Origin of the sequence: Nitrincola iocasae (genome assembly GCF_008727795.1) — a bacterium.
Taxonomy (GTDB): Bacteria; Pseudomonadota; Gammaproteobacteria; order Pseudomonadales; family Balneatricaceae; genus Nitrincola; species Nitrincola iocasae.
Map to the genome: position 1 here is coordinate 2,781,606 of NZ_CP044222.1, position 16,107 is coordinate 2,797,712.

Below are 16,107 nucleotides of genomic sequence, written 5' to 3' on the forward strand. Positions count from 1 at the left end.
CAATGCACTCAACACTAGTAGACTACTTCAAGGAATGCTATCAATCCGATAATCGCGAACAAGGCTTTTGGGATATTTTCTCGAAAGATTTCGAATTTCTGAGATTAAGTAATTCACTTGAACGAGCGGCGTTATATGAAGGGAACGCCATCACTCTAGACTCACACTATGCTACTAACCTAGCAGCATCTATAGAAACCTATAGGCGCGAGAAAACCTTTCTATACGGTTGTCACTTCCTCATAGGAAAAATGTCTTTATCCCAAGGATTAGGTGGTAGAGCCAGAAGAATCTGCGCGCCTCTACTTCTATTTGATGCAACACTCACAAAAACGGGATCCAACTATACTGTTGGTCTAGACCTGTCCAGTGCACGCCTGAACACCACGTTGTTCTACCGTCTTGTGGAGGACAGGGATGCTACACATCGTCTCGATGTAGCCTTGAGTATTGAAAAAATAAGCACCACAAACTGGCTTGAAGAGTGGCTAAACGAACATTGCAATGATGTATCTGTGTCTCGGATCAAGCAAAACGATGCCAATACGGACAGCCTTAAGTCTCTTCAGCGCAAAGCCTCAACAACGAACTTTACGCTTGTTGACGGCGGCGCCCTGTTGCTCTCAAAAAACCCGCTGTCATCACGCGGAGTGATTGATGAATTGGTCACCATTTCCCAGGACACTTCAATCTCGGCTCCTTTAGAGCAATTACTGCTCAACAAACAAAACACCATCGCACAATCCAAGCCTAGCTGTCTTGATCAGGTTCCAGGTATATTAAGTACGGCGCAAAGTGCAGCCCTAAAGAATGCAGCAGAAAAAACCTTAAGCCTGATCATTGGCCCACCGGGAACAGGAAAAAGCTATACCATTGCCTGCATTGTTTTAGAGCGGTTTATGCAAGGAGAGTCGGTTTTAGTAGTCTCCGAGAATGAATTTGCGGTAGATGTAGTACAAGAAAAACTGGTTGAAAGTCTTGGGCTATCTTCTAATGCCATCATCCGTGCAGGCTCTAGGGATTACCTCAAGCACCTAAAACAAACCATTACAGACTTGATTAAAGGTATTGGCCTAGAAAAACCCAGTGACTCCCTGTTAAGACAGCTTATGCAAATAAAAAGCGAGATTCACAAAGATGAAAAGCTTTTTAATTCACTATATCGATCCGCAGCGTCTGATGGAATTATTCTTGACAGATATATCCATCAAGGGAAGACCGCTAGTTTGCTAGGTCGCTTTAGGGTATGGCGTCAACGTTCGCGCTTTGGCAAATATGGTTTGCTGTATGACCGCCTTGAAAAAATAAAACAAGACCATAGAAAACGCGAAGAGACACTCTCTAGGCATATCAATAATGTCTATCTTGAATCTATACACAGGGTTTTACGCGATCACCGACCTGAATTAGTCCGTTTCAACAGAGCCTTACGCGCCAGAACTTCATCGCGGCAAGAAGCTGTTTTTTCCGCAATTAACCACTCTATTTTGCTCCAAGCGTTACCCGTATGGCTTTGTTCTTTTTCGTCCCTGCATAAAGCCCTCCCGCTAAAGAAAGAGCTTTTTGATTTGGTCATCATTGATGAGGCTACTCAGTGTAATATTGCTTCCTGCATTCCTGCACTGTACAGAGCAAAAAAGGCCGTTGTAGTAGGTGACCCTAAACAGCTTCGCCATATTTCATTTCTTTCAGCAACCAAACAAAATGTTATCCAACAAAAACTGGGACTCGGTTCAACTCAGAGTATCGACCTGAATTATCGCGATAAAAGCATGATCGACTATGCTAACGAAGCCATTTCGTCTCAACATGATCTAGTCATGCTCGACGAGCACTACCGTAGTCTTCCGGAGATAATTGATTTCAGCAATCGCATGTTTTACGACGGCAATCTCCGCATCATGACTGAAAAGCCGGTTCTAAATAAAAATCCTCCTGTCGAGGTTATCAACGTTGCGAACGCAAAGCGTGTCAAGGGTATTAATATTGAGGAAGCTCTCGCCATTATCGAGAGACTTAAATGCCTAGTTAAGGAACAACAAAACATACCGGAAGAATACAGATCTTCTATCGGTGTGCTAACTTTTTTTCGTGATCAAGCCGAGAAACTGCAAGATCTTATTTTTGATACCTTTGACTTAGCCGTTATCACTCAGCATAAACTGCGTGCCGGTACACCCTATTCATTCCAGGGAGAAGAGCGGGATATGATGTTGCTATCCTGTGCGGTTGATCGTAATTCAGCCGGTGGAACCTATCTTTATTTGAATCGTCCGGATGTCTTTAACGTTTCTGTAACTCGAGCTAGGCACCTACAACTGGTATTTTTTTCCGCAGAGATAGCAGACCTTCCTAAAAACAATCTATTACGATTGTTTTTAGAATCTATTAGCCGATCGACTGCCCCTCCAGCAACAGACATCTTAGCTAGAGACAAGAATATCGAAGAGTTAACGAATCAGTTGCGGGCGCAGGGAATGACCATCGCGCGTAACTACCCTATCGCAGGGATCCCTATGGATTTAGTAGCCATGTTAGGCACTGACTCCATCGCTATCGATCTGGTGGGTTTTCCTGGGGAGCGTAGAGATATACTTCACCTTGATCGTTACAAAATGTTTGAGCGAGCCGGATTACCTATCTTCCCAATAAGCTATACAGGCTGGAGCTTTGCTCGGGACGCTATTCTAAACAAAATAAAGAACTGCTTTAAGGCGCTAAGCCAAAAATCGACAGGAGCTCCTTCTTTGTATCAACAATCATCACACTGGACCAAGCTCCTAACCCTTAACCCTGAGCTATCCAAAACTGTGAGTGAGCTGGAACTGGATCTTGTTGATATTAAGCACCAACTCGGCATAGACCAACTTGAAAAGATTATCGATAGGTATTACAAGCTGATATGGGTTCTAAACCAAAAACTCAACCCTAGCGAACTGACCTATACACGCTACGCGAGTGCAGCCGAAGACGTATTTCTGGGAGCCATTGATAACCTTAGAAGCCTAGTGTTAATACATAAGAGCGGCTCTCCTAGGGAAACGAATACCGAACTGGCCGACAAGCAAGTTAAGCTTCACAATGAACAGAACGACTCCATTGAACAACTGCTACAAGCAAATCAATCCGCGATCATCACCCTAGAGGAGGTTGCGTTTAAATGGAGCAAACTAGCTATATCCGACAACACTTCAAATAAAGTCTTTGAGGACTCTCTAAACGAATTGAATCACCTAGCTGCCAGTGTCGACCAGTATGCCAGCAAATAAATATCAACGGAGCAACTAAACTACGGATAACTGTTACCGCAATATATTCTGCGTTATCACGTAATAGCCTCCATCGTCTCATGGATGGCAGCCAATGCATCGCTGCGATATTTCTTAGGCATCTTTGACAACTTCCTCAAATTGCCCCTTGTCGATAAGCTGTTGCAATTGATCATCGGTGAGTGCAAGAATCGGTTTTGCCATCAAACCGTTGAGTCACTGATTCAGTGAAGTACAAAAGATAATTCAGAAAAATATAAGGCGATTATTTAAACGATAAAAACGAGGGGTAATGGAGGCAGCTCCACCAGCCACATCCCGGCACACGAGTCGACCGCTGTGGCTGCTCCCTTCCAGGCCTGACCAGGTTCACGGTGTATCGTTGCTAAGACCAGCAGCTATAGGCTTTTCAGTGTTATCTGATAGCTAACACGACTGTTAATTTGAGCAATTATTTGACCATACAGTAAACTCTTTGGCAAGCCGATTGTGGCGCACCTTGTGGCGCACCGCTCAAGAGGGAGAAGAATTTAACTCTGTGCAGCTCAAAATTTAATCTGTCCTTTACAGGTATCGGTCCGAATAGATAATGACTTTGCTTTCTGGTAATTTTAATTACCGTCTAGATTATAGCTTAGCGGTAATTCGAGTGCTGTTCTGCGCTGTACACCGTCCTGCACCTAATGGAGCAAGAAGAGATGCCGACACAAGCTCAGATAGCTGAAATGTGTGACCCAGCAAACCTTTAGCTTCATGATGAGCTTCTTAGACAGGCTCAAGGAGCCAGGATGATACACCAAACACCCCTTAAGCGACTACAAGGACAGCTGAACTATAAGCAAGCTCCCATGCTGTAGCTCTTCGACCACTACCCAGGACCTGCTGACGCGCACTTTTGAACCACTGAGAAAGCCCCAGTGGGGGAAATGAGCAGAAAGCAAGGACGAAGAAGGGCGCGCATAATAGCGGGTCTATTTTTGAATTAGCTCACACACTAAACAAAGTACTTTGATACTTTGTAGGCTTGCATAACACAGCTATTCACACTGACAAGCACTAATTGCTGCATCAACTGCACCGTGCAGATCATTAGCACTAACAGCACTTGCAAAGAATAGCGGAAAGCGATCTGTGTTCAGTCGCTGAATAGTAATTGGATCTGGACCATATACTACGACTGTCAGCACATCCGCTACAAAGGCTGCCACTTCTTTATCAGGTATAGTCTTTGACATGAAACGTTTTCCATCTGTACTCACGCCTGCCTGATAACCCCCACTACGAGTTCGATAAACCCCATAAAACCCAGTATCCCGGTTAGGACTACAATTGCGTTGGTTCTGAGAATAGGAAACCTCCCTAAGATTGTCCGGGTGATTGTTACGTGGATCCCGATTGATGTGATCAACTTCCATCCCAACAGGCCAGCGACCATTGGCAAGCGCCCATATTATTCGGTGGAACTTGTGCCGCCTACCATTGATACTGACCTGCTTGTAGTTACCGGCTCCAAGATGCATAAAAGGTATCTGGCTTCCTGCCTCATTGGACCGGCCCTTTAACCTGATCAGCGCCTCTGACTTCAAACACAGGGCAAAGGCCTCTTGCAGTTCTTCAAAGCTCAGGCCATTCTCTGTAGTACGTTTCTCAGTGTGCTTATTGCTTATAGCGTTAGTCATTATCGATACCTCCTTTTGAGTTGCTGATTAAATGGAGCAGATGCACTGGGATGAGTGGATAGAAGACGGAAGGGCAATCAGGCTGAATGCCTACTACTTCAGATGGAAAGGACTACTAATGTTTACCCTGATCAGGAGATCAGGAGGGGAGAGATGCTAAACTTTCTAGAGCGCTCTATATGCTCTATATGCTCTATATGCTCTTACATACTATTCTCTCTTGTTATTTCTATCTCGCTCTTATCTATATGATGGGTTAATTATAAGTTATTGATTTTAATGTTTTTATATAGCATCAATTTTTACCTAATTTTGCATCTATAGGCTAATAATTGAACACCACTTGAACACTCCCAGGAAGGCGTAAAATCCCATCAGGAATAACAGCCAATATCCAGCGGTGAACGCACTACCGGTAGCGCTAAACACCCTAGAGCGAGCCGGATGCCCCCCACACACACGTAACACCATTGAAGGCAGATTATTATTTTCTCGTTCTTCTATATGATGGGCTAATCATTTTTGATCAAGTAAAACCAATTCCCTTCACGTAATTAAAAGCGACAATAAACTGCCCCAACCCTACTTCACTCAGCATCTTCCAACTGAAGACCGACCACCACTACACAGCGCCATCAGAAGATGCCAAAACAGCCACTAGGGCAGCATTAAAATCAATCAAACAAACACAACCATGAACCTTGAACGGCCCTTAGAACGACTGCGGATGGCTTCTGGTGTACATGTGCATTTACAAGCCGATCTAAGCCTACTGGTTATAAAAAATAGTTATTTTAAAAACGGATTACAGCAGACAGATACCAGAAAAACTGATCAATTATTAACCAGAAGTATCACGTGTGAGACAAATCAGGACCAATCCTGGTCGATATTGAAGGCAAGCTGCTCCACAACCGGCTGTAACATCTCAGGCTTGAAGTCCTTGCCATACCGGCTAAAGGTGATTCCTCCCGTCTGATGCCCCAGCAACCCAGCCACCAAGCTCTCAGCAACTCCAAGCTGCTTCAAGTGATCAGCCACTGTATGTCGGAAGCTATGAAAATCCTTTCGCTCTTTTATCCTGTTATCTTTAAAGCCTAGCTTTTCCCTCAGACGGCCAAACCATTTTGAAGGAGTGGCTGCGTACCCATGCCGCTTATGCTTAACCAGGTCGAACAGGAGAGTATCTGGCCCTTGCTGTCTTCGCTGCTTCACATAACCCATGAATCCGGCATCTTTTAGCTTGGAGTGAATCGGGATAACTCGTTCTGAAGAGGGTGTTTTCAACTTCTGATCTGCCCTGCCCTCCCTGATATAGATACAATGAATTCCATTGATCTCCATAATGTCATCGACATAAAGCTGGCAGAGCTCACCCATTCGAGCACCACTATAGAGCGCCAGCAGCGGGAGCCAATGTTGATAAGGTCTGGGGTGATCACACAGGGGAATAGCACCACAAAAAAGATGCCTCAAATCCTCTTCACTGAATATGCTTCGGCCTAAACTAGCTTTTGTTCTTTGCTTGACTCTAAGTCCGTCAAAGTAGTTTTTATCACTATACTCTTCCTGCAACAGCCATGTGAAAAAGGCTGATAAGTACTTCATATAGTTGTTAAAGGTAGTCGTACTGATAGTAGTCTCTGCTTCAGTAATCAAACGCTCCAAAGTAACATTGCATTTTCGATTAGAGCGTGGCGGCAACTTTAAGGCAATTTCTTTAAACTTCTGGGCATGCTTGCGCTGGAAGCAATGTACTGGCATATCACCCACAACACGAACTAACAGTTCAAAGATAGAACGCTTGTCTCCTAGTGTTTTCTCCCCCACTCCTTCAAGTTTCTGAGTTTCAAGGTATCGCTGAAAAGCAATAGACATCTTAGGACTAGTACGCTCGGGCTCGAGCTCGAGCACCGAAGCATTAACAACAGCGGGAGGACGTGAAAATTCAAATGGTTCAGACCATGACAAACGCTTCAGGTCTATGATCTCACCTCTTCCAGCTTGGCTAAATAGCTCCTCCACCTGTTCCAGTAGCTTGGCTCCACGAAGGATAGCCAAACGCCTACACTTGGTGCCAAGGGAACGGCGAACTTCAGAACAGGGAAAGCTTGTTTTCAGAGAATTAGGCACGCGAATGCGGAAGTAATAAACAGCATGACGAGACTGTTCGAGGTAGGTGATTGCTTTGGCCATTGTGTCTCACTTTGTGTCGCACTTGAGTGCAAGCATGAGAGAACAACTAAAAAGCCATTTAATATCAAGTTGATATTAGGAATTGGAGGCGGCTCCACCAGCCACATCCCGGCACACGAGTCGACCGCTGTGGCTGCTCCCTTCCAGGCCTGACCAGGTTCACGGTGTATCGTTGCGAGAGGACCGGCAGAGCCACCATAACGCAGTGATCTGAATTAACAGAATCGGCGCGAAGTATAAGCAGGCGAGCTCAGGAATGCAAATTCTGTTGTTACTATTTTTCAAATTCGGCAACAGGATTCCAGATACCCTGCATCGTGTTACACTTAGCCATCTTTATTTTTTGTGCTGCAGGGTTTGTGAGTTATGGCAGGTTCGTTAAAAGATCAGTTATTCAAAGCAGGCATAGCCAGCAAAAAACAGATCAAGCAGGTTGAGCTGGAACAGCGTAAGCAATCCAAACAAGGCAGCAAGCCGGATAATGGCCAGCACACTGCCAGCGTTGAAGCAGCACGACAAGAGAAACTGCAGAAAGATCGCGCACTCAATGAGGCGCGCAAGCAGGCTCAAGTGCAACGTGCTGGCCAGGCTGAGATACGCCAACTGGTTGATCAACACCGTATCAGACTGCCTAAAGACGGTGATATCCGTTACTACTTCATCAGCCAGGACAAGGTCAAGCAACTCTGGATTAATGCCGACCTGCAACGCCAGCTAGCCAGCCGACGTATAGCGCTAGTCTGTGTCGATGATCGCTTTGAACTGGTGCCATATGAGATAGCAGAACGCATCATTCAACGTGACCCTAACGCCGTTATAAAAGAAGATACCGAGCGTCGTGACAAGATCGCGGCAGAAGAAGCCGAATACGAACAATTTCAAATACCTGACGATCTGGACTGGTAAAAATTAGCCATACTGCTATTGTTGACTTAAACGTCCGGAATTCATGAGGTCAGCATGCGGTCACTTTCTGCCAGTCATCTCAACCTGCTTTTGGTTGAACCGTCGCAGTTACAGCGAAAAATAATTACCCAGCAACTCAATTCCGCCGGTGTAATGGCCATTGACAGTGTAGACTCAATCGCTGAAGCCAAAGCCTCCGTACAGCGGATAAAACCTGATCTGATTGTCAGCGCGCTGCATTTCAGCGACGGCACGGCTCAGGATCTGCTCGACTGGATGCATAACACCCCCGGTTACACCGAACTGCCTTTTATGTTGATATCCAGCGAAACCCGTCGAGAGCAACTGGAAAGCTTTCGTCAATCCGGTGTTATCGCCATATTGCCGAAACCCTTTACCAACGCGAACCTCAAATCGGCCATCAGCGCAACCCTGGATCTGCTTTCTGCCGATGAATTGACACTGGAGTGTTATGACCCCGATAGTTTACGCGTACTGGTGGTTGATGATAGCCGCATGGCCCGAAAAATGATCCGCCGTGTGCTGACTAATCTGGGCATACAGCATTTTGAAGAAGCGACCGATGGTTCAGAAGCCATAAACATACTGGCTGAAAAGCCTTTTGATCTGGTGGTGACCGATTACAACATGCCAGAAGTGAACGGGCTGCAACTGACAGAATATATTCGCAGTCACGAAACCCTGTCTCATTTACCCGTGTTAATGGTGACGTCTGAATCCAATCAAGCCTACCTTAGCAATGTAGCTCAGAGTGGCGTTAATGCCATGGTCGATAAGCCGTTCGAACCACAGTTGGTAAAGCGCTTGCTACAACGTATTCTCGAGTAGCAAGCCCTCAGTATCAGAATGGCTGATCATCCGTATAGCGTCGCTTAACCCTCCGGGTCAGGCCACTCAAAAGCGTATAAGGTATGGTGCCACACCAGTCAGCCACCTCGTTGACAGTGACATTGGCGCCCCAAAGCTCGACTTGATCTCCAGGCTTGGCCTCTGGATGCAACGACAGGTCAATAGTCGACATATCCATGGATACTCGCCCGGCTAGCGCCGTACGCCGCCCATTTAGCCACACAGGTGTACCACTCGGTGCATGCCGGGAATAGCCATCAGCATAGCCCACGGCCAGCGTGCCAATACGAGTCGGCTTTTCAGCTACCCAACTGGCACCATAGCCCACAGACTCACCTGCCTGCACATCCCGTACAGCAATAATCTCCGTGGTCAACGTCATACCAGGACGCAGCCTGCTTGCCACAGTTTGTGGTTCAGTAAAAGGACTGGCACCATAAAGCATAATACCTGGACGCAACCACTGCTGGTGAGCCTGAGGCCAGTGCATCACCCCTGCCGAGTTACACAAACTCAAATCCACTGAGTGACCGGCTACAGCCTTATCGATCTGCTGTAACTGACGTTCAGTATGTGGCCGCTGAGGTTCATCAGCACAGGCAAAATGACTCATGACCACTAGCTTTTCAACTGCAGGTAACGCCTGCAAGCGCTGCAATGCTCCTGCGGCGAGCGCCGGTTCGATACCCAAGCGATGCATGCCTGAGTCGATTTTCAGCCACACGTGCAATCCCCGGCTATCAGGGTGTCTTTCCAGGTAGGCTTCCAGCTTCTCAAGTTGTTCGATACTATGGAGTGCCGTCCAGAGTTTATGCTGCTGTATTAAAGGCAATTCCTCAGTTTCAAAAAAGCCCTCCAGCAACAGTACTGGCCGGGTAATACCCGCATCACGCAACTCCAGCGCCTCTTCAATCGCAGCGACTCCGAAGGCATCCGCCTCCGACTCCAGCGACCTGGCTACCTGAATAGCACCATGCCCATAGGCATCAGCTTTGATAATGGCAACTGCACGGGCTTGAGGAGCCTGTGCACGCGCCAGTTGATAATTATGACGTATGGCAGACAAATCCACCTGAGCTATAAGATTACGCGCCATGCACTGCTCCTGGTAAGGCCTTAACGCAGGTTACAGATCAGTCAGCTAAGACCATTACGGCTTCCACTTCAATATCCGCATCCTTCGGTAAGGCTTTAACAGCATAAGCAGCACGTGCTGGATAAGGCTGAGTGAAGTAACGCTGCATGATTTCATTAACCTGAGCAAAGTTGGCCAGATCGCTCAGCAAAATAGTCAGCTTGACACAATCGGCCAGTGAACCACCAGCCGCTTCAGCGACAGCTTTCAGATTTTCAAATACCTGCACAGCCTGGGCTTCGAATGACTCCGTGACCATTTCCATGCTGTTAGGATTCAACGGAATCTGACCTGACATGTATACAGTATTACCAGCCTTAACTGCCTGAGAGTATGGACCTATCGCAGCAGGAGCCAGTTCAGTACTAATAATGGTTTTTGTTGTCATGCACATCTCTCCAAAGGTTAACAATTGATTTATAGTTAGCTGGGCACCGCCACAGCATAGCAAAGCGTTCACACTAAAACAGACGCATAAACGATATCAGTTAAAAGATGCTATATACTAATGCAAATTCATTAGATATATAATTTATTATTGCAATTTAATCAGATAATTTTCTTATAAAGTTTAAATATAAAGGGAAAACCTCTGTGTCAAAATCACCCAAACCAGGTCAACGAAAACTTGACCGCATAGATCGCAACATACTGAATGTATTACAAAAAGAAGGAAGAATCTCCTATACCGATCTGGCTGATCGCGTAGGTCTGTCTACCACCCCCTGCATGGAAAGGGTTAAGCGCCTTGAACGAGACCGCCTGATAACCGGTTACCATGCACAGGTCAATCCGGAGCTACTGGGTTATGACTTGCTGGTGTTTGTAGAAATATCTTTATCCTATCAATCCGCCGATGCTTTTGAGCGTTTCAGTAAAGCCATCTCCGATCTACCCTATATTTTGGAATGCCATCTGGTCTCCGGTGATGCCGACTACCTGCTCAAAGCCCGCCTGCAGGACATGACCCAATACCGGGCATTACTGGGCGACATGCTGCTGAAACTACCCGGTGTAAAAAATTCCAAGAGCTACATCGTTATGGAAAGCGTCAAGGAGGGTTTAACCCTCCCGATTGAGCACCCCCAGCAACTAATTTGAAAGTGCTGTGTTGAACTAATATGAACAGATTGCAATAACCTTACAGTTTACATTTTGCAATCCAGGTCGATCCGGCGATAATAGCCAACTTCAAACCTAGATCTACAACGAGACCCGCCATGAATGCCCGAATCGAGATGCCAGATGTCGCCACCCACACCGCACCGGTGAGCCGCGAAACTCTGGACTGGGTCGGCATGAGCCGCATCACTCTACCTTTGAATGTCTGCCAACCAGGCGGCCAGTTACAGCCAGTAATTGCTCATCTGGATATCCATGTTGATATAGTGAATCCGGAAGTGAAAGGAATTCACATGTCGCGCCTGTATTTACTACTGAATGAATTTGCGGCACAGGAAGCACTTACACCCGCTTCCATACAGAAGCTACTTCAACGCGTCTGCGATAGTCACCGCGGAATAAGCGAAGCGGCTATTCTCAAACTGTCATTTGAATACCCTTTACAGCGCCCCGCATTGAAAAGTGATTACACCGGCTGGAAACCTTATCCCAGCAGCATCGAAGCCATTCAGAAAAACGATACATTCTCGCTGGAACTTTCGGTATCAGTACCCTACTCATCCACCTGCCCCTGCTCAGCCGCCCTGTCACGTCAGTTACTACAGGAAGCGTTTCGTGACGACTTTGCTGATGAAGAACTGGTCAGTCGTGAACAGATTGAACACTGGTTACGCTCTGAACGCGGCAGTGTTGCCACACCCCATAGCCAGCGCAGCTATGCCAAGCTAAAAGTTAAAATTGACCCGACGGCACATGACATTCTCCCACTGCTTGATCTGATCGACCGGACAGAGCATGCCTTGCAAACTCCAGTGCAAACCGCCGTTAAACGAGAAGACGAACAGGAGTTTGCCCGATTGAATGGCGCCAATATGATGTTCTGTGAAGATGCAGCCAGGCGCCTGAAAACTGCATTTAATCAGGCTGAAGCCTATCTGGATTTCTGGATTCGCGTCGAACACCATGAAAGCCTGCATGATCACGATGCCGTGGCTGTGGTCAGTAAGGGTGTGCCCAGTGGCTATACACCACTGCTGCAACGCTGAGATCCGGGAATTGCACACATGGCAATAGAACTCCGACACCAGGTTTTGCCTGAAGAACAAGGCTGCGATGCCGCCAGCCTGCTGAGCCGTCTTAGTGAGCTACCTAAACAGCGCATCAAAGATGCGATGAGTAAAGGTGCCGTAGTACTCAAACGCAAACACAGCAAGCGCCTGAGACGTGCCAGCGAGAAACTGCAAGCCGGTGATCAGCTCCTGCTCAGCTATGACGCGGATATTCTTTCGCGATCATTGCCGGAAGGCATTCTCTGCCTGGAACAGCGAAAGTCCTACAGCATCTGGTTCAAGCCTGCAGGGGTGATGTCTCAGGGCACCGCCTTTGGTGACCACCTTTCACTGCTACGTCAGGTCGAGCAGCAACTGAATAAACCGGTATTTCTGGTACACCGCCTGGATCGAGAAACAGCGGGACTGATGCTGATTGCCCATACCAAAGCGGCTGCAGCCACTCTGTCCAATCTGTTTCAGCAACAGCAGATTAATAAGGTCTACCAGGCCTGGGTAGCGGGCCAAACACCCCCACAAGGCGAGATAGTCACCCCCTTGGATGGCAAACCAGCCAGCACCCGCTTCAGGCGTCTGGCCTATGATGAAAAGCTGAATCAAAGTCAGCTGGAAATCACCATCGCCACAGGCCGAACCCATCAGATACGCCGGCACTTGGCCGAGCTCGGATATCCGGTAATGGGGGATCCACGCTACGGAAACAACAACAAGAACACAGCCGGGCTGCAACTAAAAGCCGTGCAACTGAGCTTTGAATGCCCAGAGCGTAAACAACAGGTCAGCTATAGCTGTTAATGCGCCGCTGCACACCCCTGCGCCCGTGGCATTTATATTCAAGAGACCTGACCCCTTGAACTTGAACATAAAAAAACCGCCTCCCGATAACGGGTAGGCGGCAACCTGGATGGTTAAAAAACTAGCGCTTAGTCAGCTTGACGGCGCAAAAATGCCGGAATATCCAGAAAATCCATATCGTCCGTCCCGGTTCTCTTCATCTCTTCGGGTAGCGGCGCAGCCATTTCAGGCTTTTTAACCGCCTTGGCTACTGCAGCTGGTTTTTCGTCACGACGCGTCCGCGCCACACTCGGCAGGTCGAGCTGCCCGTAGTCACCTGACTTTCTTGAAGACGTCCCACCAGAGCGGGTGTCACTACCAGAAACCCTGGCCGCTTCCTGAGCTTTGCACAGACCAGTTGCCACGACCGTAACTTTAATTTCATCACTCATTTCCGGATCTATAACCGTACCGACGACCACGGTTGCGCCATCTGAGGCATAGCCTTCAACAATATCCCCTACTTCGGAGAATTCGCCCAGGCTCAGATCCAAGCCACCGGTAATATTTACCAATATGCCACTGGCGCCTTTCAGGTCGATATCTTCGAGCAATGGGCTATTGATAGCAGCTTCTGTAGCGGTGATCGCGCGTGACTCACCACGACCATAACCTGTACCCATCATTGCCATACCCATTTCAGACATCACTGTACGCACGTCAGCAAAGTCGACGTTGATCATACCCGGACGGATAATCAGATCGGCAATACCCTGTACAGCACCTTTCAAAACATCATTGGCCGCTTTAAAAGCTTCAATCAAACTGGTGTTACGCCCCAGTACCGGCAGCAGCTTCTCGTTCGGAATGATGATCAGTGAGTCCACATGCTCCTGCAGCTCGCGAATGCCTTCTTCGGCGATACGCTGACGCTTTCGTCCTTCAAAAGCGAAGGGCTTGGTCACGACAGCCACCGTCAGAATTCCCATTTCTTTAGCCACTTGAGCCACAATCGGAGCCGCACCTGTGCCGGTACCACCGCCCATACCCGCGGTAATAAACACCATATCAGCACCCGCCAGTGCTTCTGCAATGCGATCACGATCTTCTTGAGCCGCCTGACGTCCGACTTCCGGATTAGCACCCGCACCCAAGCCTTTCGTCAACCCACTACCAATATGCAGGGCTGTACGCGTTGCCGATTTAGCCAATGCCTGAGCATCAGTATTCGCACAGATAAACTCGACGCCTTCAACGTCGGTTGTCAGCATGTGCTCGACAGCGTTACCGCCACCACCACCAATACCAATAACCTTGATAACCGCGCTTTGCGGTAAGCTATCAACCAGTTCAAACATAGTCATCCCTCCAGGAAAATCCCCGTTCTGTGACGGGTCTCATATATCAGAAATTACCCTGCAACCAGGTTTTCATGCGTCCGAATACATTACCAACCGGCACAGACGCCTTTGGGTGTCTAGCCGCTTCCGGAACCGTTAGTCCAGACTCATTCATATTGCTTTGCGCCTGTCGCGCGTAGTGCAACATACCGATACTGGTCGCATAGATAGGGTTGTGCAGCAGTGTTTCCATACCGCGCACCCCATCCGGAACCGCCAATCTGACCGGCATGTGGAAAATCTCTTCAGCCAGCTCAACGGCACCTTCCATACGTGCAGAACCACCGGTCAACACCAGGCCTGCAGCCACCAGCTCTTCAAAACCGGAACGACGCAGTTCATCCTGAATCAGGCCAAACATCTCTTCATAGCGAGGCTCAACAACTTCAGCCAGCGCCTGGCGTGATAGATTACGAGCCGGACGATCACCCACACTGGGTACTCGGATAGTTTCATCTGACTGGGAAAGCTGCGACAGAGCACAGGCATATTTGATTTTGATCTGTTCCGCATGCTGGGTCGGGGTGCGCAATGCCATAGCGATATCGCCGGTAATCTGATCACCACCTATAGGAATCACGGCCGTGTGACGAATAGCACCTTTAGTGAAGACGGCAATATCAGCCGTACCGGCACCAATATCTACCAGGCAGACACCCAGGTCTTTTTCATCCTCAGTCAATACAGCATAGCCGGAGGCCAACTGCTCCAGCACGATGCCATCCACTTCAAGATCACAGCGGCGAATACATTTTTCCAGGTTATGAATGGCATTAATCGCTCCAGTGACAAGATGGACCTTAGCTTCCAGACGAACACCTGACATACCCAGTGGCTCTTTAATGCCATCCTGATTATCAATCATGTATTCCTGTGGCAAGATATGCAGCAGTTTCTGGTCCGCCGGTACAGCTACCGCTCTGGCGGCTTCGATTACCCGTTCCAGATCCTGCTCTGTCACTTCGCGATCCCGCACAGCAACAATGCCATTGGAGTTAAGACTACTGATATGCCCAGCGGCCATACCAACGGTAACGGAGTGAACCTTGCAACCAGCCATTAATTCCGCTTCTTCAACAGCGCGGCGTATAGCACTGACCGTAGACTCAATATTAACCACCACGCCTCGCTTCATACCGGCGGATGCGTGATTACCCACTCCTACTATCTCAATACTGCCGTCAGTGCGAAGTTCGCCCACCAGACACACCACTTTGGATGTACCTATATCTAGGGCAACGATCATATTGTTCACTGTCAGCATAGTGTTTGTGCGTTCCCAATAGTCAGCTCAGAAAAGTTGGCATTACAAGTTATCTGTAAAAAATTGCAAATAACGGACCAACTTCCTCACCAGTGATAATAAACATCTTATCGGCTTATTATCACCGAGCTTTAATCATTCTTTCAACAATTTTTTATTTATGGAGATGGCAAAGAATTGCCGCCTAAAACAGCATTTCCATGCAATTTCAAACAGATAATTACCGCAAAGGTGAATACTATTGCCGCTCAAAAAATAAACAGCAGCATATTTTTCATCTTCACTTTTCTCATTTAAATCAAGATTAAGTTTTGAATAAAAAGCGATATTTCAAAACTTAATTTTGATATATCGCCATCATATCAACATTAAATATTGATTTTTCACCAATCATCAGGATGGTATGTTGAATTTAACCTGGA

General features: G+C 47.5%; 12 protein-coding genes and 2 other RNA genes. 6 read left to right on the plus strand and 8 right to left on the minus strand.

Annotated elements, in window-relative coordinates; translation table 11 throughout:
• The first annotated feature begins 2 nt into the window (after positions 1 to 2).
• Positions 3 to 3,269, plus strand: coding sequence for a DEAD/DEAH box helicase (locus F5I99_RS12845; protein WP_151056608.1), 3,267 nt, complete (start codon positions 3 to 5; stop codon positions 3,267 to 3,269).
• 302 nt (positions 3,270 to 3,571) lie between these two features.
• Here the strand turns inward: F5I99_RS12845 and ffs (F5I99_RS12850) are convergent.
• The 4 genes from ffs (F5I99_RS12850) to ffs (F5I99_RS12865) form a co-directional block, all read right to left on the minus strand.
• Positions 3,572 to 3,666: signal recognition particle sRNA small type (ffs, locus tag F5I99_RS12850), an RNA gene on the minus strand.
• 640 nt (positions 3,667 to 4,306) lie between these two features.
• Complete coding sequence (locus F5I99_RS12855) at positions 4,307 to 4,948, minus strand: HNH endonuclease (protein WP_151056610.1); 642 nt, start codon at positions 4,946 to 4,948, stop codon at positions 4,307 to 4,309.
• An 870-nt stretch (positions 4,949 to 5,818) separates the two neighbouring features.
• The gene (locus F5I99_RS12860; protein ID WP_151056612.1) at positions 5,819 to 7,144 is read right to left on the minus strand and encodes a site-specific integrase; all 1,326 of its coding nucleotides are present in this window, start codon (positions 7,142 to 7,144) and stop codon (positions 5,819 to 5,821) included.
• A 92-nt stretch (positions 7,145 to 7,236) separates the two neighbouring features.
• Positions 7,237 to 7,333: signal recognition particle sRNA small type (gene ffs / locus F5I99_RS12865), an RNA gene on the minus strand.
• A 177-nt stretch (positions 7,334 to 7,510) separates the two neighbouring features.
• On the opposite strand from ffs (F5I99_RS12865), the gene F5I99_RS12870 reads away from it, so the two are divergent.
• Complete coding sequence (locus tag F5I99_RS12870) at positions 7,511 to 8,050, plus strand: DUF2058 domain-containing protein (protein ID WP_151056614.1); 540 nt, start codon at positions 7,511 to 7,513, stop codon at positions 8,048 to 8,050.
• 54 nt (positions 8,051 to 8,104) lie between these two features.
• Entirely contained in the window at positions 8,105 to 8,899 is a 795-nt protein-coding gene (locus F5I99_RS12875) for a response regulator (RefSeq protein ID WP_151056616.1), read from the plus strand.
• 13 nt (positions 8,900 to 8,912) lie between these two features.
• On the opposite strand, the gene alr is transcribed toward F5I99_RS12875, so the two are convergent.
• Both alr and F5I99_RS12885 read right to left on the minus strand, forming a co-directional pair.
• On the minus strand, positions 8,913 to 10,016 hold the full coding sequence (alr, locus tag F5I99_RS12880; protein ID WP_151056618.1) for an alanine racemase: 1,104 nt from the start codon (positions 10,014 to 10,016) through the stop codon (positions 8,913 to 8,915).
• A gap of 37 nt (positions 10,017 to 10,053) precedes the next feature.
• Positions 10,054 to 10,443, minus strand: coding sequence for a RidA family protein (locus tag F5I99_RS12885; RefSeq protein WP_151056620.1), 390 nt, complete (start codon positions 10,441 to 10,443; stop codon positions 10,054 to 10,056).
• A 206-nt stretch (positions 10,444 to 10,649) separates the two neighbouring features.
• On the opposite strand from F5I99_RS12885, the gene F5I99_RS12890 reads away from it, so the two are divergent.
• The 3 genes from F5I99_RS12890 to F5I99_RS12900 all read left to right on the plus strand — a co-directional run bounded on the left by F5I99_RS12890 (position 10,650) and on the right by F5I99_RS12900 (position 13,042).
• Positions 10,650 to 11,156 carry an Lrp/AsnC ligand binding domain-containing protein gene (locus tag F5I99_RS12890; RefSeq protein WP_151056622.1) on the plus strand — a complete coding sequence of 169 codons (507 nt, stop codon included), beginning with the start codon at positions 10,650 to 10,652 and terminating at the stop codon, positions 11,154 to 11,156.
• Between the two features lie 119 nt (positions 11,157 to 11,275).
• Positions 11,276 to 12,223: a GTP cyclohydrolase FolE2 gene (gene folE2 / locus F5I99_RS12895; RefSeq protein ID WP_225307406.1), complete on the plus strand. Its 948-nt coding sequence runs from the start codon at positions 11,276 to 11,278 to the stop codon at positions 12,221 to 12,223.
• An 18-nt stretch (positions 12,224 to 12,241) separates the two neighbouring features.
• Entirely contained in the window at positions 12,242 to 13,042 is an 801-nt protein-coding gene (locus tag F5I99_RS12900) for an RluA family pseudouridine synthase (protein ID WP_151056624.1), read from the plus strand.
• A gap of 128 nt (positions 13,043 to 13,170) precedes the next feature.
• Here F5I99_RS12900 and ftsZ read toward each other — a convergent pair whose 3' ends face one another.
• The gene (gene ftsZ / locus F5I99_RS12905) at positions 13,171 to 14,379 is read right to left on the minus strand and encodes a cell division protein FtsZ (protein ID WP_151056626.1); all 1,209 of its coding nucleotides are present in this window, start codon (positions 14,377 to 14,379) and stop codon (positions 13,171 to 13,173) included.
• A gap of 46 nt (positions 14,380 to 14,425) precedes the next feature.
• Positions 14,426 to 15,685: a cell division protein FtsA gene (gene ftsA, locus F5I99_RS12910; protein ID WP_151056629.1), complete on the minus strand. Its 1,260-nt coding sequence runs from the start codon at positions 15,683 to 15,685 to the stop codon at positions 14,426 to 14,428.
• Between the last annotated feature and the right edge of the window lie 422 nt (positions 15,686 to 16,107).